We start from the raw sequence: 18439 nt of genomic DNA on the forward strand, positions 1-18439 counted from the left end.
ACAAGACGGCATGGGCTGGATGCGGGTTCTGATGCTTGCCGGGGGGGTTGTGGCGGCCTGCCATCCGGCGACGGCGGCCGAGGCGCGCGACGCGCTCGGCGTGCATGGCGCATGGGCCGCCTTTAGCGACGACAAGCCCCGGCGGTGCTTTGCGATCAGCGAGCCTGACAGGGCGATCTCCCCGACAGATCCGCAATGGCGGCCATATTTCTCGATCAGCCACTGGCCGGACAAGAAGATCAGCAGCCAAGTGCATTTTCGCCTGTCGAAGCCGCGCAGGCCCGGCAAGCCGCTGCGGCTGACGGTGGGCAATGCGCGCTTCGGGCTGGTATCGGCGGGAGCCGAAGCCTGGGCTCCGGACGCGGCGACGGACAGCGCCATTCTGGCCGCCCTGCGGGAAAGCCGCCGGGCTACCGTCAGCGGCGTCGCGCGGGATGGAACCGCGATCCGCGACGGTTATCTGCTGGATGGCGCGGCAACCGCGATCGACGCCGCGCGGCTCGCCTGCGCGCGCGGTTGAAGGCAGGCCGGGTTCAGCCGATCTCCCGTTCCAGGCTGTCGAGCAGTTCGCCGATGCTGGTCAGGTGCGGCCGCTCGGCCGCCAATATGGCGCGGAAGGCCCGCCGCTTGAAGGCAAGCACCCGGTCGGGCGGCAGGGCCAGCTTTTGCGGCAGGGTGGAGACGAGGATGTCGATCAGCCGCTCCGCGCCGTGCAGCCTGCCCCACAGATAGTCGTTCTCGCGATAGGTGCGGCTGAAGAACGCGCCGAAGCTGTTGAACTGAATGCCCTTGAGCGTCGCCTCCGCGCCGCCGCCGCGAATGGTCGCGGCGTCATCGGGAGCGATCCTGTCGACCTTCACCGGGTCGAACTCGTCCAGTCCCTCGCCCTGGAGCAGTGGCAAGGTGGCCAGGTCGTAAAAGGGAAAACCCAGATAGGCGTGAAGCAGCTGCCGCCTGTCCGCCTTGTCCTGAAAGGCGTGGAAGGCCTCCGACAGACGCTCGTCGGCGGCGGCGTCAAGCTCGCGCAGGTCGAACACCTCGGCCGCCCGTTCAAGCGCCAATGCAACCGCTTCGGACGTGTCGAGCCTGACCTCGGTCAGCCGTTCCGAAAGCGCATCCGGCCGCCGCAGCTCCAGAAAGGGCGCAAGGCTGTCGTAAACGGCAGCGCGCGCGGTATCGATGGCGGAGAGATCGGCTTCCGGCGCTTCGGCCATCTCGACCAGACGCCGGGCGAGCAACCGCAGCCGCCTGATCCTGAAGCCGACGTCATAACGGCGGAAGAAATCGACCGCTTCGGCCGTCGCGCCCGAGCGGCTGTCGGCAATGTGATCGAGCCTGCGGTCGCGCGCCCACAGCCACAGGATCGTCCTCACGCGCTCCATATTGGGCCGCACGTCCTCGCCCGCGCCCAGCAGCAGCGCGTTCGCCAGCTCGTCCAGAATGCCCGACAGCTTTTGATGGCCATAGGCGGAATAGGCAAAGCCCGCCTCGCGCGCGGCTGCGGACTGCGCCTTTGAGCGCCAGTTCGCCAGCCGTTGCGGCGTGGGCCGGTCGATGAAGAAGGTGCCGCCCAGCTCGCGCTCGATCGCCGCGTCCACCTCGGGCTGCATACCCACCACGATCCTGCGCATTTCGCGGATGCGGCGGGACATGCCTTCGATCGCCTCCAGATTGTCGCGGATCGGCTGTTCGCGCGGCAGGTCGGACAGCGCCTTCAATATGGTGGTGAAAAAGCCCGGCTGGCCGTCGCGGCTCCCCAGCGATACGGAGCGGCGGCCCGGCTTCGGGTCGATGTAGACAAAGCGGCGGTCCACCTCGCGGTGCGCGGGGCGATTGCGCAGCGCGCCGATCGCGGGGCGGAACGGAGCATTGGCGAGAACCGATCCGTCGATCAGCGAAGCGTCCTCGGCCGTAAGCCCCGCCGCCTTGCGGCGCGGAAACACACGCTGGAGGAAGGCGTCGCGCCCCGGCCATTTTATCCCGGCGGCCGCCAGCACCCGGTCCAGCTCCTTCACCTGAAAGGGCGGAAAGGCTCCGGGAAAGCTGGACGTCGCCCGCGCCGCGAACAGCAGCCCCGGGATGTCGCCCAGCGGCCGGGCCTGATCGCCATAGCCCGAAAAGGAAATGACCAGCCGGTGCTCGGTCTCCATCACCCGGGGCGGGGAATTGAGCGACAGCTGTTCAGGGTGCCCGGCCAGATCGGTGACGGTGACGAACAGGTCCAGCGGCTGTTCGTCCGGAATCAGTCGGGGGCCGCGCTTGCCCTTTTCCATCGCAAGAAAGGCTTCGAGCAGCAGGCCGGTGAACACCTCGCCGCCAAATGGCGGCTCGAACCAACGCGAGCGGATGAAGCGCGAAAGCTTTGCCCGCACCTCCTCGCGCGCCGCCGGCTCCACCAGCGTGTCGACGGTTTCGTCCCGCCGCCGCCCCGCCGCCCAGGCGATGGGCGTGGCCCAGAGCTTCGTCAGCGCCGTCGCCGGCCGCGCCTCCGGGTCCAGCAGCGTCTCGATGTCGGCGTTGTTCAGCCACAGATCGCGCAACGGCTCCATGTCCGCGCCGGTCGTGATCGCATGGGCGAGGAAAATGCCGTTGATGCCTCCAGCAGATGCTCCGGCGATGATGTCGCTCAGCACGCGCAGCCGGAGATTGGGGGCAACCTCCTCCAGCAGGGCGGCATAGACGGCGGCGGTGTCGGTCAGTTCGGCGACGGCTTCGGAGGCGTGCGCCGCCTGGCTCGCCTGGAGGAGCTTCCAAATCTCCTTGACGATACCGTGCATGTAGACCGCAAGGCTGACCCCGCCATAGCAGATCAGCGCCAGCCTGACTTCCTTGGTGCGCATTGCCCGGCAGCATAGCCGCGCGGCAGCGCGGATGCGAGAAATATCGGGCGGCGCTTGTTCCCCATACGTTCTTCGCTATAAGACGCCCCATGGCAAAGCTGTTGAAGACCTATGTCTGCCAGTCCTGCGGTGCGGCCAGTTCCAAATGGCAGGGACAGTGCGCCGATTGCGGATCATGGAACACGATGGTGGAGGAGAGCGCCCCCGCAGCCTCACCCTTTGCCCAAAAGCATCATCTGCAAAAGGGCGGCCGCAGGCTTTCCCTAGAGGCGCTGAACGTCGAGACGGCCCTTCCAAAACGGCTTTCCACCGGCATAGGCGAGCTTGACCGCGCGCTTGGCGGAGGGCTGGTGGCCGGTTCGGCGACGCTGATCGGCGGCGATCCGGGCATCGGCAAATCGACCCTGCTGCTGCAGGCCGCAGGGCTGATCGCGCGTGCGGGACCGGCCGTGGTCTATGTCTCGGGCGAGGAAGCGGCCGACCAGGTGCGGCTGCGCGCCCACAGGCTTGGGCTGGGCAATGCGCCGGTGCGGCTTGCGGCGGCGACTTCGGTGCGCGACATATTGACGACGCTCGGCGACGGCGCGGCACCCGCGCTGCTCATCATCGATTCGATCCAGACCATGCATTCCGATCTGCTGGAAGGCGCGCCGGGCACCGTGTCGCAGGTGCGCGCCGCCGCTCAGGAGCTGATCCGCTATGCCAAGGAAACGGGCACAGCGCTGGTGCTGGTCGGCCATGTCACCAAGGACGGACAGATCGCAGGCCCGCGCGTGCTGGAGCACATGGTCGACACCGTTCTCTATTTCGAGGGCGAGCGCAGCCACCAGTATCGCGTGCTGCGGGCGGTGAAGAACCGTTTCGGCGGCACCGACGAGATCGGCGTCTTCGCGATGGCGGCCGAAGGGCTGACCGAAGTCTCCAATCCTTCCTCGCTTTTCCTCACCCATCGCGACGAGGCGGTCTCCGGGGCCGTCGTCTTCCCCGCGCTGGAAGGCACCCGGCCGGTGCTGGTGGAAATACAGGCGCTGGTCGTGCGGCTTGCAAGCGGCGCGACCCCCAGGCGCGCGGTCGTCGGCTGGGATTCGGGACGGCTGGCGATGGTGCTTGCAGTGCTTGAGGCGCGCTGCGGGCTGAGCTTTTCATCATGCGAGGTCTATCTCAACGTCGCAGGCGGGCTTCGCGTCTCCGATCCGGCGGCCGATCTGGCGGTTGCGGCGGCGCTCGTATCCGCCCTTGCCGAAAGGCCGCTGGCGACAGACGCCGTGGCGTTCGGCGAACTGGCGCTGTCGGGCGAACTGCGACCCGTCGGCCATGCGGGGCTGCGGCTGAAGGAGGCGGCGAAGCTGGGCTTCGGACGCGCCCTTATGCCCACCAACGGAGAGGTGAAGGCGGAAGGCCTGTCGCTCTCCCGCTTTCGCACGCTGGGCCAGCTCGTTGACCATCTGCTGGGGCGCGGCTAGCAGCAGGCGATGACCGACGCCGGATCGCTGACCGCAATGGATATCATCGTGCTGCTGCTGGTGGGCGGCGGCATCGTCTTCGGCGTGGTCCGGGGCTTCGTCACCGAAGTGCTGTCGCTGATGGCATGGGTCGCCGCCGTCATGGCGCTGCGCCTGTTCTACACGCCCGCAAGCGCATGGGCCGCCGAAGCCACGGGCACCGAAGCGGGTGGGGCGGTTCTGGCTTTCGCCGGGCTGTTCTTCGGCGCGTTCATCGTCTTTCGCATCATCGCCAACCAGCTCGGCAGCCGGACGCGCCAGTCTGTGGTCGGGCCGATCGACCGGCTGCTGGGGGGTGGTTTCGGGGCGCTGAAAGGCCTGATCGGCGCGAGCCTGCTGTTTCTCGCCGCGCATCTCGGCCATGAAATGCTTTGGGGCAGCGACGATCCGCCCGAATGGCTGGAGGCCAGCCGCACCTCGCCGCTGCTGAAGATCAGTTCGCGGCTGATCGTCGATTTCGTCGAGGAACGGCGGGAAGCCGCGCGGACGGACGATGATTCTCCCGCCAAGGAGGAGAAGCGCCCGGAGAAAAAACCGCGCACATCGCCGGACCGCAGCAAGGAAGACCGGGGCTATACGCCCGGCGAGCGGCAGCGGCTGGAAGAGCTGCTGGATGCCGCCAACGCGCTCGACACCTGATATAGGCCGCGCATGACGATTCGCCTCTACGACACAATGGCGCGCGAGAAGCGGGCCTTCGAGCCTGCCGATCCTTCGCGCGTGACCATGTATGTGTGCGGGCCGACCGTCTACAATCGCGCGCATATCGGCAATGCAAGGCCCGCCGTGGTGTTCGACGTGCTCGCCCGGCTGCTGAGGCACCGATATGGCGAGGATGCGCTGGTCTATGCGCGCAACGTCACCGACGTGGACGACAAGATCAACGCCGCCGCCGCCGCCGAGGGCGTCGACATCTCGGTCGTGACGGCGCGCTATGAAAAGCATTATCTGGACGACATGGCGGCGCTTGGCGTCGCGCCGCCCGATGTCGCGCCGCGCGCCACCGCGCACATTGACGAGATGATCGCCATGATCGCGCGGCTGATCGAGAGCGGCCATGCCTATGCGGCCGAGGGCCATGTGCTGTTCCATGTGCCGTCGGACCCCGACTATGGCCAGCTTTCGCGCCGCACGCGCGAGGCGATGCAGGCGGGCGCGCGGGTGGAAATTGCCCCGTTCAAGCGCGACGCGGCGGATTTCGTGCTGTGGAAGCCGTCGCCGGACGATCTTCCCGGCTGGGAGTCGCCCTGGGGACGCGGGCGGCCGGGCTGGCATATCGAATGCTCGGCGATGATCGAGAAGCATCTGGGCGAGACGATCGACATCCACGCGGGCGGGCAGGACCTGATCTTCCCGCACCATGAGAACGAGATCGCGCAGAGCCGCTGCGCCCACCATGGCGCGCCGCTCGCCCGCTACTGGATGCACAACGGCTTTGTCTCGATGGACACCGAGAAGATGTCGAAGTCGCTCGGCAACGTCGTCACCGTCGCCGATCTGCTGGCGGCCGGCCACAAGGGCGAAACGCTGCGGCTGGCCCTGCTTTCCGCCCATTACCGCCAGCCGCTGGACTGGAATGATGCGCTGCTGGAGCAATCGAAGGCGACGCTGGATTACTTTTACCGACTGCTTCGGGACTCTGCTTCGGACGCGGAGTTATTTGATCCCTTAGCGGGAGATGATGAGATCAATGCTGAAATCCACATCGGATTTGAGCTGGCACTCAGTGATGACTTGAACACGCCCGCAGCAATCGCATATCTCTACGATCTGGGCTCATCCCTTGCACAAACCATTGAATCTAAAAAGAAATGTTCGCCCGGACAGGCGCAGATGTATTCAGCTGCGGTAGCACATAATCGACGAGATCTAGTAAGAGCAGCTGAATTAGTCGGTTTGCTTACAAGCGACCCAAATCGATGGTTCCACGGCGACGGCGACGACAGCGCCATCGGCGCCGCCATTGCCGCCCGCAATGAAGCGCGCAAGGCGAGGAACTTTGCCGAGGCCGACCGCATCCGCGACGAGCTGAAGGCGCAAGGGATCGAGCTGGAGGACGGCCCTGAAGGCACAAGCTGGCGCCGGGCGTGACGCGCCGCGTCCGTCCCCTTTCCGTCATGCTGAACTTGTTTCAGCATCCATGATCACGGCGTTTGCCGGTTCTCATCCCACGGCGTTCATGGGTCCTGAAACAAGTTCAGGACGACGATGAGCCGACAAATGGAGCGCCAACCCGCCGTCTACATCCTCGCCAGCGGCAAGCACGGCACGCTTTATATCGGCGTGACATCGAACCTCATGCAGCGGCTGTACCAGCACCGAACGGGCACGCTGGTTGGCTTCACGAAACGATATGAGGTTCATCACCTCGTCCACTTCGAGATGTTCGACGACATGAGCCTCGCCATTGCGCGCGAGAAACAGTTGAAACGCTGGCACCGCGACTGGAAGATCAACCTTATCGAGCGGGACAATCCCGAGTGGCGCGACCTTGCGATTGAACTGGGGTTCCGGTCTCTTCGCTAGCATCACCGAACTTGTCATGCTGGACTTGTTTCAGCATCCATGAACACTGCCGGAGGGCTTCGCTATCTGAAAGGTTTTCGTGATACCCCTAGCCGTCACGTGCGGAAGGGCAATCCATGACTAAACTCAACTGGGACAAGGTTTCGCTGAGAATGCGAGATCCAGCGCGCGCGCAACAAACAAACGATATTCTCGCGCCCGACGAGATAATGACTAAGATCGAGGACTTGAGCGCAAGGGAGCGGCGATCCGTTGCCAAAATCGAAGCAAAGCGCGCCACTCTAAGGGCAGCGCTCAAAGCCGAAGAAAGCAAGCGCCGGGCAAAACGAAGGGCGAAGCGCAAAGCTATACTTCGAGAGGATGCGGAACGCGCCGCCCGGCTGCGAGGGGAGAGTGAAGCCCGCCGCCGCGAGCGGGAATCTGGGCAGACGGGCATGGGCCCCCCAGATATTATATCGGCTACCCACCGCGTTCATGGGTCCTGAAACAAGTTCAGGACGACGATAAGGCGGCAAATAGAACGCCAACCTGCGGTAAAACGAGAAAAACAGTTGAAGCTATGGCATCGGGGCTGGAAGATCGACCTGATCGAACAGGATGGACCGGACTGGAACGATCTTGCGCCGGAGTGGGGGTTCGAGCCGAACTGAGGGAGGCCCGATGAAGACGACGCGTCGCAGGATTCCGCTCCACACGCAAATGGCGGTCGGCTTTGCCGTCGGGCTTGTCGCGGGGCTGATCGTCCATGTCACCGCACCCGGCGCGCCCTGGGTGGAGACGCTCACCACCTATGTCACCCAGCCGATCGGGCAGATCTTCCTTCGGCTGCTGTTCATGCTGGTGCTGCCGCTGCTGTTCTCTGCCTTGGTCATCGGCGTGGCGGAAATGGGGGACATCGGCTCGCTGGGCCGCGTCGGCTGGAAGACGCTCGCCTATACGGTGCTTGTATCCGGCATCGGCGTGGTGATCGCGCTGACGCTCGTCAATCTGCTGCGGCCGGGCGACGGCATCGACCCGGAGTTCGCGCGGACGATGCTTGCGAGTGCGGGAGACGGGGCGAAGGCGATCGTCTCCACCTCGCGCGAGGCGCCCACCGGGCTGGATGCGCTGCTCAATATCGTGCCGACCAACATCATAGGAGCTGCCGGCAGCAACGACATTCTTGCCGTCATGTTCTTCGCCCTCCTCTTCGGCATCGGGCTGGTGATGGTCGACACGCCCGAGACGCGGACGCTGCAATTGATGATCGGCGGCCTGTTCGAGGTGATGATGAGACTGATCGGCCTTGTCATCCGCCTCGCGCCCCTTGCCATCGCCTGCTTCATGTTCAATCTCGCCGCACTTTTCGGCTGGGAGTTGATCGGCCGCCTGAGCGCCTATGTGGGCGTCGTGCTGCTTGCGCTCAGCCTGCACATGATCGTGGTCTATTCGCTGGCGGTGCGCTTCCTCGGCCGCATGTCGCCCGTCAATTTCTTCCGGGGCAGCCAGGAGGCGATGGTGATGGCGTTCGCCACCGCATCGTCCAACGCAACGCTCCCCACCGCGCTTCGCGTGGCCGAGCACAATCTGGGCCTGCCGCGCAAGGTTGCGCGCTTCGTCCTCACCATCGGGGCGACCGCCAACCAGAACGGCACCGCCATATTCGAAGGGATCACGGTGCTGTTCCTCGCCCAGTTCTTCGGCGTCGAGCTTGGCCTTGGGCAGCAGGTGACGGTCCTTCTCATCTGCATACTGGGCGGCATCGGCACGGCGGGCGTGCCCGCGGGATCGCTTCCGGTGATCGCCTTGATCCTGGGCATGGTCGGCGTGCCGCCCGAAGGCATCGGGCTGGTGCTCGGAGTCGACCGCTTCCTCGACATGTGCCGGACGACGCTGAACGTCACGGGCGATCTGGCGGCGGCCGTGGTGGTGTCGCGCGGCGAGGTGGACACCCCGGACGACGGCATCGTCTGAGCGCTCTCGACCTGCACCCCAACCATGCTAGAGCCTATGCTATGAAGCAGTATCTCGACCTTGTCCGCCACATCCTCGAGAACGGCGTCGAGCAGCACGACCGCACGGGCGTGGGCACGCGCGCGGTGTTCGGCTATCAGATGCGCTTTTCCATGGCCGACGGCTTTCCGCTCGTCACCACCAAGAAGCTGCACCTGCGCTCAATCATCCATGAGCTGCTCTGGTTCCTGAACGGCGACACCAACGTGCGCTATCTTCAGGAAAACAAGGTCCGCATCTGGGATGAATGGGCCGCCAGCGACGGCGAGCTTGGCCCCGTCTACGGCAAGCAGTGGCGGCGCTGGGAAACGCCGGGCGGCGGCAGCGTCGATCAGATCCAGGCGCTGGTGGATGAAATCAGGGCAAGGCCCGCCTCGCGCCGCCAGATCGTGAGCGCGTGGAACGTCGCGGACATGCCGCAGATGGCGCTCGCGCCCTGCCATTGCCTGTTTCAGACATCGGTGATGGAGGGCAGGCTGAGCCTGCAGCTGTACCAGCGTTCGTGCGACGTCTTCCTTGGCCTGCCCTTCAACATCGCGAGCTATGCGCTGCTGCTGCACATGCTGGCGCAGCAATGCGATCTGGAACCGGGCGAGTTCATCTGGACGGGCGGCGACACGCATATCTACAGCAACCACATGGAGCAGGTGCGGCTGCAACTGACGCGCGAACCGCTGCCGCTGCCGCGGCTGGAACTGAAACGCCGCCCCCCCGCTATCGACGCCTATCGATATGAGGATTTCGAGATCATCGGCTATGAAGCGCATCCGCACATCGCCGGAGAGGTGGCGGTCTAGGTGACGCCTGAGATCGTCTTCATCGTCGCGCGCGCCGACAATGGCGTGATCGGCCGCGAGGGCGGGCTTCCGTGGCGGCTGCCCGCCGATCTCCGACGGTTCAAGGCGCTGACCATGGGCACGGCGATGATCATGGGCCGCAAGACCTTCGACAGCTTTCCAGCACCACTGCCCGGACGGCGGCACATCGTGCTGACGCGCGAACCCGGCTGGCGGGCCGAGGGTGCCGAAACGGCGGCGGATGTCGAAAGCGCTATCGCGCTTGCAGGCGATGTGCCGGCCATATCGGTGATCGGCGGCGCGGAGATATTCGCGCTGTTTCTGCCGCTCGCGACCCGCATCGAACTGACCGAAGTGCAGGTCGAGGCCGCCGGCGATACGGTGATGCCGCCGTTCAGCCCCGCGATGTGGCGGGAAACGGCGCGCGAGGCACATGCGCCCGAGGACGGCCGCCCCGGCTACAGCTTCGTCACCCTGGCGAGACGCGGCGCGTGACGGCGATTGTTCTCCCGCCGCTCTGTTCCTATAGACCCCGCCCATGGAACGTCTGAACGGCAGCGCGAACATTGTCGGCAAGCATCGCGGCGGCGTGATTGCGCTGGGCAATTTCGACGGATTCCATCAGGGCCATCAAGCCGTGGTTGGGCGCGCGCTAGAGCTTGCCCGCCGACAGGGCGTATCGGCCCTGATCGGCACGTTCGACCCGCATCCCGCCCAATATTTCAACCCCTCCGGTCCGCCGTTCGAGCTGACGAACATGGACCAGCGGCTTGCGCTGCTGGAGGCGTTCGGCATCGACGCGGCCGTCATCTTCCACTTCGACGAAGGTCTTGCCGAAGCGTCGCCCGCGGCGTTCGTCACCGACTGGCTGGCAAGCGGGCTTGGCGTCGGCGGCGTGGTGACGGGCCATGATTTCACCTTCGGCCACGACAGGCGCGGCGACATCGCCCTTCTCGACAGGCTCTGCGCCGATATGGGGATCGAGGCGGAGGCCGTGCCCGCGCTGGCCGACGGCGGCGGCGTGATTTCATCCTCCCGCATCCGCGCGGCGCTGAAGGCGGGCGACATTGCGACCGCCACCCGGCTTTTGACGCGGCCCTTCACGATCGAGGGCGAGGTCGGCCATGGCGACAAGCTGGGCCGCACCATCGGCTTTCCCACCGCCAATGTGAGTCTGGGCGACTATGCGCGCCCGGCCTATGGCGTTTATGCGGTGCGCTGCCGCCTGGCCGACGGGCGGATGTTCGACGGGGCCGCGAACATCGGCATACGCCCGATGTTCAATCCGCCGAAGGAACTGCTGGAGGTGCATCTGTTCGATTTTTCCGGCGACCTTTACGGCCAGAAGATCGCAGTCGAGCTGCACCATTATCTGAGGCCCGAAGCGGAGTTCGATGGGCTTGAGGCGCTGACCGAACACATAAAGACCGATTGCGCGCGGGCCAAGGAACTGCTTGCCGGGTGAGGTAGCAGGCCTTAATCGCGGCGGGCATGACCGATACGCCTGAAAAGCCCGATTACCGGAACACCGTGTTCCTGCCGAAGACCGACTTTCCGATGAAGGCGGGCCTTGCGCAGAAGGAACCCGCCATTCTGGAACGCTGGGCGCGGATCGGCCTGTACGACAGGCTGCGCAAGGAGCGCGCCGGGCGCGAGCGCTTCATCCTTCACGACGGCCCGCCCTATGCCAATGGCGACATCCACATGGGCCATGCCATGAACAAGGTGCTGAAGGACGTGATCGTGCGTTCGCAGAGCCTGATGGGCAAGGACGCGCCCTATGTGCCCGGCTGGGACTGTCACGGCCTACCCATCGAATGGAAGGTTGAGGAAGCCTATCGCGCGAAGAAGCTGAACAAGGACGAGGTCGATCCAGTCCAGTTCCGCGCGGAATGCCGGGCATATGCCGACAAATGGGTGGGCACCCAAAGGGAGCAGTTCCAGCGGCTGGGCGTGATGGGCGATTGGGCGAACCCCTATCTCACCATGACCTATGACGCCGAGGCCGTGATCGCGGGCGAACTGCTGAAGTTCGCCGAGAGCGGACAGCTTTATCGCGGATCGAAGCCGGTCATGTGGTCGCCGGTTGAAAAGACCGCGCTCGCCGAGGCGGAGGTGGAATATGAGGACATCACCTCCACCCAGATCGACGTGGCGTTCGAGATTGTCGAAGCGCCGAACGCGCCGGAACTGGTCGGTGCCTATGCCGTCATATGGACGACGACGCCGTGGACGATCCCGGTCAACCAGGCGTTGGCCTATGGGCCGGACGTTGATTATGTCGTTCTTTTCGTCGAAGCGGGGATAGGCTCTTACGGACCAAATGGCGATCGACCGCCGTTGGCCGTGGGCCGCACAATTCTGATCGCGTCGGAACTTGTCGCTAGTTTCTCATCTCGCACAGGTACTTCGAAAGTTGAAGAAAAGTGGCGTGGGAAAGGCTCCGACCTCGCCGGAGCCATTGCCCGCCACCCGATGCATGAACGCGGCGGGTTTTTCGCCAGGCCGCGCCCGTTCCTGCCCGGCGATTTCGTCACCACCGATGCGGGCACCGGGCTTGTCCATATGGCCCCGGACCATGGTGAGGACGATTTCACGCTGTGCAAGGCGCACGGCATCGATCCCGTGTTCGCGGTGGAACCGGGCGGCTTCTACCGCGCCGACTGGGCGTGGATGGGCGGGCAGGGATCGGTCATCGCGCCGAAGCTGAATGCGCCGGAAGGGCCGATCTGCACCGATCTGCGCGAAGCGGGCGCGCTGCTATCGGCCGGCGAGTTCCGGCACAGCTATCCGCATAGCTGGCGGTCCAAGGCCAAGGTCATCTTCCGCTGCACGCCGCAGTGGTTCATCGGAATGGACAGGCCGCTTGATCAGAGCGCTCAGGGTGAGCGCAGTTTGAGAAGCACAGCCCTCACCGCCATCGACGACACCCGCTGGGTGCCCGAACGATCGAAGAACCGCATCCTATCCATGGTGGAAGGGCGGCCCGACTGGGTGATCTCGCGCCAGCGCGCATGGGGCGTGCCGATCGCGCTTTATGTCAACCGCAAGACCGGCAACTATCTGCGCGATCCGGCCGTCAACGCCCGCATCCTCGACGCTTTCCGCCAGGGCGGCGCGGACGCCTGGTTCACAGCCGATCATCAGGCGCTGCTTGGGCCGGGCCATGACGCGGCCGACTATGAGGTGGTGAACGACATCCTCGACGTCTGGTTCGACAGCGGCTCGACCCACGCATTTGTGGTGGAGGCGCGCTATGGCGAGGGCGTGCGCGCCAGCCTCTATCTGGAAGGGTCGGACCAGCATCGCGGCTGGTTTCAGTCGTCGCTGCTGGAAAGCTGCGGCACGCGCGGCCGCGCGCCCTATGACGCGGTGCTGACGCACGGCTTTGCGCTGGACGGGCATGGCCGCAAAATGTCCAAATCGCTGGGCAACGTCGTCGACCCGCTGAAGGTGATGGGCGAAAGCGGGGCCGACATTCTTCGCATGTGGGTGGCGTCGACCGACTATTTCGACGATGTGCGGATCGGCAAGGAAGTGCTGGCCGGCACGACCGATGCCTATCGCAAGCTCAGGAACACGTTCCGCTATCTGCTGGGCGCGCTCGACGGGTTCACCGATGCAGAGCGTCTCGGTGTAAACGAGATGCCCGAGCTTGAGCGCTATATGCTGCACCTCCTGGCCGAGCTGGACACGGAACTGCGCGATGCGGCGAACGGGTTCGAGTTCAACCGCTATATCCGTGCGATCACCGATTTCGCGAACAACGATCTGTCGGCCTTCTTCTTCGACATTCGCAAGGACAGTCTGTATTGCGACGCGCCTTCTTCGCAGACGCGGCGGGCCTATCGCACGGTGCTGGACACGCTGTTCCACGCGCTCGTCCGCTGGGCGTCGCCCATCCTCTGCTTCACGGCAGAGGAGGTCTGGCAGACCCGATTCCCCGATGATGAAGGCTCGGTGCACCTGCTGGAATGGCCGGAGATCGGTGACTGGACGGACGAAGCGCTTGACGAGAAATGGTCCAGCCTGCGCGATCTTCGCAAGATCGCCACGCTTGCCATCGAGCCTTTCCGCCGCGACAAGACGCTCGGCTCCAGCCTTGAGGCCGAGGTCAGCATCGCGCTGCCGGCCGTTTCCGGCGACGTGCTGGGCGGTGTCGATTTCGCTGAGCTGTTCATCACGGCGACAGCGCGGATAGAGCAATCGGCGGATGACGGCGAGCATGTCGCCATCCGGCGCACGACCCGCCACAAATGCGGGCGCTGCTGGCGGCATCTGCCCGAGGTCGGGCAAGATGGCGATCTTTGCCAGCGCTGCGACGAGGTCGTAAATGGTTGACCTTGTTTTGTTCGGCAGGCCCGCGAAAGCCGGGATGATGTGGAGGGGATGCAATAAGGTGGAAAGCGCGGCTCATGGCTGAATCAGGCCATCCGATGCATGACAGGCGGCGACCGCAGTTCGAGCCGCTGAGCGATGGTCCGCTGCCTCCGCCCTCCGGGCAGGCGGACGAGCAGGCACGCCCGTTCGCAACCGACCGGCCGCACCGCGTATTCGGCCTTTCCTTCGCGCTTTTCGTTTTCGCCGCCGATCAGGCGCTCAAATGGTTCATCATCGGACCGCTCAACCTGCGCGCGGTCGGCAATATCCACCTGCTGCCGATCTTCGACCTGACCTGGACGGAAAACCGCGGCGTATCCATGGGTTTCCTGACGGCGGGCAGCGACATGGAGCGCTGGCTGCTGGTCGGTTTCACGGCCACCATTGCAACCGTGGTCGCCGTCTGGCTGTGGCGCGAGCGGCGCATGGGCGATACGCTGGCGCTGGGCCTGGTGCTGGGCGGCGCGCTCGGCAACATCACCGATCGGGTGCGCTTCGGCTATGTGGTGGATTTCCTCGACCTGCATTTTGGCGAGTGGCGTCCATTTCTTGTCTTTAACCTTGCCGATGCGGCGATTAGCATCGGTGTCGTGATCCTGTTGCTCCGCGCGTTGTTCTCACGTTCGGACAGACGCCCGGATGGGGAGTTCTATTGATGCTGAAGGTGAATTACGCACTGGCCGTTCCGGCGCTCGCGCTGGCGCTTTCCGCCTGCGGGGGCGGCGGCTTTCTGAACCGGGAAAGGCCGGACGAGTTTGCCGTGTCCCGCGCGACGCCGCTGGTGATTCCGCCCGATTTCGCGCTTACCCCGCCAAAGCCAGGCGCGCCGCGCCCGCTGGAGGTTGATTCGCAGGGTCAGGCGCTGCGGGCGCTGTTCGGCGATACCATGCGCGCCGCGCCCAAGAGCGATTCGGAACAGAAGCTGCTCGATCAGTCCGGGGCGACTCCCGACGCCACCATCGGCGCGCGGTCGACAGTGGGCGATCCCGGCACCAATGTGGTCAACAAGGGTGCTTTCACCGCAGAACTGGTCAACCAGCCGGAAACGCAAGGCGGCGAAACGGCATCGGTCCGGATCGGCGGATAGCAACCGGCTAACGGGCCTTCCGGCTTCTGGGGGACAGATTGTCCGCCATGTTGCGCGAAAAGCTGCCGAGCACGCCCCTGCCGATGCGGCCGCCCATCTCTCCGGCGAAGGCCTTGCCGATTTCATAGCCCAATGTGCTGCCCGCGGTTCCAGCGGCGGTGCGGGTGGCGTTGGCTGAACGGCGGCGGGGGCTTCTGCCGGAAAGTTGATCGCCAATGTCGCGCGCCTTTGAGGCAAGGAAAGCGCCCGCGACGGCCATCACCAGCTTCTTGCCGACACGCCCGATCCAACCGCCCCCACCGGCAGCGCCGCCGCTGCGCTGGGCAGGCGCCGCATCATCGGCGACGACCGCCTCCCCGGCGCGCTCCGCCAGCATCTCGTGCGCGGACTCGCGATTGACGGCCGCCTCATATTTTCCTGCCACTGCCGAACTCTGGATAACGGCCGCCCGCTCCGCCGGGCTCAGCGGCCCCAACCGCGACGAAGGCGGGCGGATAAGCGTCCGCTCCACCGGGGTCGGCGCGCCATCGGCCTGCAGCAGCGACACCAGCGCCTCGCCGACCTTCAGCTCGGTGATCGCGGTCGCGACATCGACACCTGGATTGGCGCGGAATGTCTCCGCCGCCGCCCTGATCGCCTTCTGGTCGCGCGGCGTGAAGGCGCGCAGCGCATGCTGCACCCGGTTGCCAAGCTGGCCTGCGACATCTTCCGGCACGTCCACCGGATTTTGCGTGACGAAATAGACGCCGACGCCCTTGGACCGGATCAGGCGCACCACCTGTTCCACCTTGTCCAGCAAGGCCTTTGGTGCATCCTCGAACAGCAGATGCGCCTCGTCGAAGAAGAAGACCAGTTTCGGCTTGTCGGGATCGCCCACCTCGGGAAGGGTCTCGAACAGCTCCGACAGCAGCCAGAGCAGGAAGGTGCTGTAGAGCCTGGGCGATGACATCAGCCTGTCAGCCGCAAGCACGTTCACATAGCCGCGCCCCTTGTCGTCGGTGCCGATGAAATCGGATATGTCGAGCGCCGGCTCCCCGAAGAACTTCGCCCCGCCCTGGGATTCGAGCTGCAGCAACTGACGCTGGATCGCGCCGACGCTGGCCTTGGTGACATTGCCGTATTGCGCGGAAAGCGCCTGGGCATTCTCCGCGCAATGAGCGAGCATCGCCTGCAGATCAGCCAGGTCCAGCAGCAGCAGGCCCTGTTCGTCCGCGAAACGGAAGGCGATGGTCAGCACCCCTTCCTGCGTGTCGTTCAGGCCCATCAGCCGGGCAAGCAGCACCGGCCCCATTTCGGAAATGGTGGTGCGGATCGGGTGCCCCTGCTCGCCGAACAGATCCCAGAACTGGACGGGCGTGTCCGCGTAGGCGTAATCGGCAAGGCCGATCTCCCGTGCCCGGGTGGTGAAGGCGTCATGCGCCTTTGCGAGCGGCGACCCTGCCATGGCGAGGCCCGACAGATCGCCCTTCACATCGGCGACGAAAACCGGGACGCCGGCATTGGAAAAGCCCTCCGCCAGTCCCTGTAGCGTCACGGTCTTGCCGGTGCCGGTCGCGCCCGCGATCAGGCCGTGGCGATTGGCGCGTTTGAGATTGAGCACTTGCGGCGTTCCACCGCCCTGGCCGATGAAGATGCCGCCGTCCGCCATGCCCCCGCTCCCTCAATGAAAAAGGACCCCGCACTGTGTAGCGCGAGGTCCCTTGTCACAGGAAGCGAAGATTTAGCCGCCGTTGCTCAGCTGTACGCCGACGTAGCGGCCGGGCGTGGGGCCGCGCTGGACCAGAAGGAGCACGCTGTCGCGGCCCGCCTGCCGCGTCGCGGCGACAGCCTTGGCGGCCTCCTGCGGCGTGGTCACCGGCTGCTGATTGACCGACAGGATGATGTCGCCGCGCTGCAGGCCCTTCTGCGCGGCGTCGCTTGACGGATTGACCGCCGCGATCACCACGCCCTTGGTCGTCTCCGGCACGCGAAGCTGGCTGGCGATCTGCGGCGTCAGCGTCTGGAGCGAGATGCCGAGACCCGCCTGCGCGGCCTGTTCGTTGTCGGCCGGCGCGCCTTCCTCGGAAAAGTCGCCGCCCAGGCTTTCGGCCAGCTTCTGTTCGGATGGCCGCTCGCCCACGACAGCGGTCACCGTCATGCGCTTGCCGTTGCGGATCAGCTCGATCGGCACCCGCGTCCCGATCGGCAGATTGGCCACCAGATAGGAAAGCGTGTTCTCGGGCGTCACTTCCTGCCCGTTGACCTTCACGATCACGTCGCCCTGGCGAATGCCCGCGCGGGCGGCCGCCTCGCCCGGCTCGACGCGCGCGACGATCTCGCCCCGGTCCTTCTGCAGCCCGAGGCTGGCGGCGATGTCTTCCGTCATCGGCTGGATGCCGACGCCCAGATAGCCGCGCTTCACCGATCCGCCGCTCCGGAGCGCGTCGATGACCGGCTTTGCCTGTTCGGCCGGGATTGCAAAGCCGATGCCGACATTGCCGCCGGTGGGCGAATAGATGGCGGTGTTGATGCCGATGACATTGCCCGACAGATCGAACATCGGACCGCCGGAGTTGCCCTGGTTGATCGAAGCGTCGGTCTGGATATAGCGGTCGTAAGCGCCCGCGCCGATATTGCGGTGAAGCGCCGACACGATCCCCGCAGTCACGGTGCCGCCAAGGCCAAAGGGGTTGCCGATCGCCACCACCCAATCGCCCACGCGCGTGTTCGTCGAATCGCCGAACCGCACGAACGGCAGGTCCTTTGCGTCGATCTTCAGCAGCGCCAGGTCCGAAAGCGGATCGCGTCCGACGATGCGCGCCTTGTATTCCTTCCGGTCGGCGAGGGTGACGGTGATGCTTTCAACCGGTGAAGCCGCGCCGCCGGGTCCGGGCTGACCGCCGGAAATGACGTGGTTGTTGGTTACCACATAGCCATCGGGCGAGATGATGAAGCCCGAGCCAAGCGACGTCGCCTCACGGGTGACCGGCTCTCCCCCGCCCCCGAACTGGCGGAAAAACTCGTCAAACGGCGTGCCGGAAGGGAAGCCGGGAAAGCGGTTCACCTGTATTTTCTGCGTGGTGGATATGTTCACCACCGCAGGCTGAAGCCGAGTCGCCAGATCGGCAAAGCTCATGGGCGCGCCGGGCCGGGGCGTTGCGGCGCTGATCGCGCCCGGCTGATTCTGGGGGGCCTGGGCGCCCACCGGCTGCTGGAGCGCCAGGGTGGCGGCAGCGCCGCCGGCAAGAAGCGCTGCAGTTATTCCATATGCGTAACGCACGAGACTGTCTCTCCTGGTCAATTCCGCCTGATGCCAGGCAATCAATCAAAGGCTCC

At 65.3% G+C, this 18439-nt stretch carries 15 protein-coding genes; 12 read left to right on the forward strand and 3 right to left on the reverse strand.

Features of this window, described 5'->3' with window-relative positions:
* The first annotated feature begins 19 nt into the window (after positions 1 to 19).
* A complete protein-coding gene (locus tag BSL82_RS12520) occupies positions 20 to 520 on the forward strand; it encodes a hypothetical protein (protein ID WP_226998458.1) in 501 nt (166 codons plus the stop codon).
* A 13-nt stretch (positions 521 to 533) separates the two neighbouring features.
* Here BSL82_RS12520 and BSL82_RS12525 read toward each other — a convergent pair whose 3' ends face one another.
* On the reverse strand, positions 534 to 2840 hold the full coding sequence (locus tag BSL82_RS12525) for a patatin-like protein (RefSeq protein WP_072597813.1): 2307 nt from the start codon (positions 2838 to 2840) through the stop codon (positions 534 to 536).
* An 89-nt stretch (positions 2841 to 2929) separates the two neighbouring features.
* Here BSL82_RS12525 and radA point away from each other — a divergent pair, with 89 nt between their 5' ends.
* The 11 genes from radA to BSL82_RS12590 all read left to right on the forward strand — a co-directional run bounded on the left by radA (position 2930) and on the right by BSL82_RS12590 (position 15124).
* Positions 2930 to 4303, forward strand: coding sequence for a DNA repair protein RadA (gene radA, locus BSL82_RS12530; RefSeq protein ID WP_072597814.1), 1374 nt, complete (start codon positions 2930 to 2932; stop codon positions 4301 to 4303).
* 9 nt (positions 4304 to 4312) lie between these two features.
* Complete coding sequence (locus BSL82_RS12535) at positions 4313 to 4981, forward strand: CvpA family protein (protein WP_072597815.1); 669 nt, start codon at positions 4313 to 4315, stop codon at positions 4979 to 4981.
* A gap of 12 nt (positions 4982 to 4993) precedes the next feature.
* Positions 4994 to 6433, forward strand: coding sequence for a cysteine--tRNA ligase (gene cysS, locus BSL82_RS12540; protein ID WP_072597816.1), 1440 nt, complete (start codon positions 4994 to 4996; stop codon positions 6431 to 6433).
* A 129-nt stretch (positions 6434 to 6562) separates the two neighbouring features.
* A complete protein-coding gene (locus tag BSL82_RS12545) occupies positions 6563 to 6868 on the forward strand; it encodes a GIY-YIG nuclease family protein (protein WP_072597817.1) in 306 nt (101 codons plus the stop codon).
* Positions 6869 to 7528: 660 nt separating this feature from the next.
* Positions 7529 to 8821 (forward strand): dicarboxylate/amino acid:cation symporter, encoded by a 1293-nt coding sequence (locus BSL82_RS12560; RefSeq protein ID WP_072597819.1) that lies wholly within the window; start codon positions 7529 to 7531, stop codon positions 8819 to 8821.
* 41 nt (positions 8822 to 8862) lie between these two features.
* Positions 8863 to 9657, forward strand: a complete 795-nt coding sequence (locus BSL82_RS12565; protein WP_072597820.1) for a thymidylate synthase — start codon at positions 8863 to 8865, stop codon at positions 9655 to 9657.
* The gene (locus BSL82_RS12570) at positions 9658 to 10152 is read left to right on the forward strand and encodes a dihydrofolate reductase (protein ID WP_072597821.1); all 495 of its coding nucleotides are present in this window, start codon (positions 9658 to 9660) and stop codon (positions 10150 to 10152) included. It abuts the gene before it with no gap.
* Positions 10153 to 10195: 43 nt separating this feature from the next.
* Positions 10196 to 11122, forward strand: coding sequence for a bifunctional riboflavin kinase/FAD synthetase (locus BSL82_RS12575; RefSeq protein ID WP_072597822.1), 927 nt, complete (start codon positions 10196 to 10198; stop codon positions 11120 to 11122).
* 26 nt (positions 11123 to 11148) lie between these two features.
* Complete coding sequence (ileS, locus tag BSL82_RS12580) at positions 11149 to 13998, forward strand: isoleucine--tRNA ligase (protein ID WP_072597823.1); 2850 nt, start codon at positions 11149 to 11151, stop codon at positions 13996 to 13998.
* 74 nt (positions 13999 to 14072) lie between these two features.
* Entirely contained in the window at positions 14073 to 14693 is a 621-nt protein-coding gene (gene lspA / locus BSL82_RS12585; protein WP_226998459.1) for a signal peptidase II, read from the forward strand.
* On the forward strand, positions 14693 to 15124 hold the full coding sequence (locus tag BSL82_RS12590; RefSeq protein WP_158010885.1) for a DUF3035 domain-containing protein: 432 nt from the start codon (positions 14693 to 14695) through the stop codon (positions 15122 to 15124). Before lspA ends, BSL82_RS12590 begins: the two co-directional genes overlap by 1 nt.
* Before the next feature lie 7 nt (positions 15125 to 15131).
* Here BSL82_RS12590 and BSL82_RS12595 read toward each other — a convergent pair whose 3' ends face one another.
* Positions 15132 to 16772 carry a helicase HerA-like domain-containing protein gene (locus tag BSL82_RS12595; RefSeq protein ID WP_072597824.1) on the reverse strand — a complete coding sequence of 547 codons (1641 nt, stop codon included), beginning with the start codon at positions 16770 to 16772 and terminating at the stop codon, positions 15132 to 15134.
* 72 nt (positions 16773 to 16844) lie between these two features.
* Complete coding sequence (locus BSL82_RS12600; protein ID WP_072597825.1) at positions 16845 to 18383, reverse strand: DegQ family serine endoprotease; 1539 nt, start codon at positions 18381 to 18383, stop codon at positions 16845 to 16847.
* Between the last annotated feature and the right edge of the window lie 56 nt (positions 18384 to 18439).

Origin of the sequence: Tardibacter chloracetimidivorans, assembly GCF_001890385.1 — a bacterium.
GTDB classification, from domain to species: domain Bacteria; phylum Pseudomonadota; class Alphaproteobacteria; order Sphingomonadales; family Sphingomonadaceae; genus Tardibacter; species Tardibacter chloracetimidivorans.

Excerpts from the sequence above, each read along its gene's own strand:
- BSL82_RS12590 (WP_158010885.1), top strand. The coding sequence starts at position 14,693 with ATGCTGAAGGTGAATTACGCACTGGCCGTTCCGGCGCTCGCGCTGGCG.
- lspA (WP_226998459.1), top strand. The coding sequence starts at position 14,073 with ATGGCTGAATCAGGCCATCCGATGCATGACAGGCGGCGACCGCAGTTC.
- cysS (WP_072597816.1), top strand. The coding sequence starts at position 4,994 with ATGACGATTCGCCTCTACGACACAATGGCGCGCGAGAAGCGGGCCTTC.
- BSL82_RS12535 (WP_072597815.1), top strand. The coding sequence starts at position 4,313 with ATGACCGACGCCGGATCGCTGACCGCAATGGATATCATCGTGCTGCTG.
- BSL82_RS12595 (WP_072597824.1), bottom strand. The coding sequence starts at position 16,772 with ATGGCGGACGGCGGCATCTTCATCGGCCAGGGCGGTGGAACGCCGCAA.
- radA (WP_072597814.1), top strand. The coding sequence starts at position 2,930 with ATGGCAAAGCTGTTGAAGACCTATGTCTGCCAGTCCTGCGGTGCGGCC.
- BSL82_RS12565 (WP_072597820.1), top strand. The coding sequence starts at position 8,863 with ATGAAGCAGTATCTCGACCTTGTCCGCCACATCCTCGAGAACGGCGTC.
- BSL82_RS12560 (WP_072597819.1), top strand. The coding sequence starts at position 7,529 with ATGAAGACGACGCGTCGCAGGATTCCGCTCCACACGCAAATGGCGGTC.
- BSL82_RS12575 (WP_072597822.1), top strand. The coding sequence starts at position 10,196 with ATGGAACGTCTGAACGGCAGCGCGAACATTGTCGGCAAGCATCGCGGC.
- BSL82_RS12520 (WP_226998458.1), top strand. The coding sequence starts at position 20 with ATGCGGGTTCTGATGCTTGCCGGGGGGGTTGTGGCGGCCTGCCATCCG.
- BSL82_RS12545 (WP_072597817.1), top strand. The coding sequence starts at position 6,563 with ATGGAGCGCCAACCCGCCGTCTACATCCTCGCCAGCGGCAAGCACGGC.
- ileS (WP_072597823.1), top strand. The coding sequence starts at position 11,149 with ATGACCGATACGCCTGAAAAGCCCGATTACCGGAACACCGTGTTCCTG.
- BSL82_RS12525 (WP_072597813.1), bottom strand. The coding sequence starts at position 2,840 with ATGCGCACCAAGGAAGTCAGGCTGGCGCTGATCTGCTATGGCGGGGTC.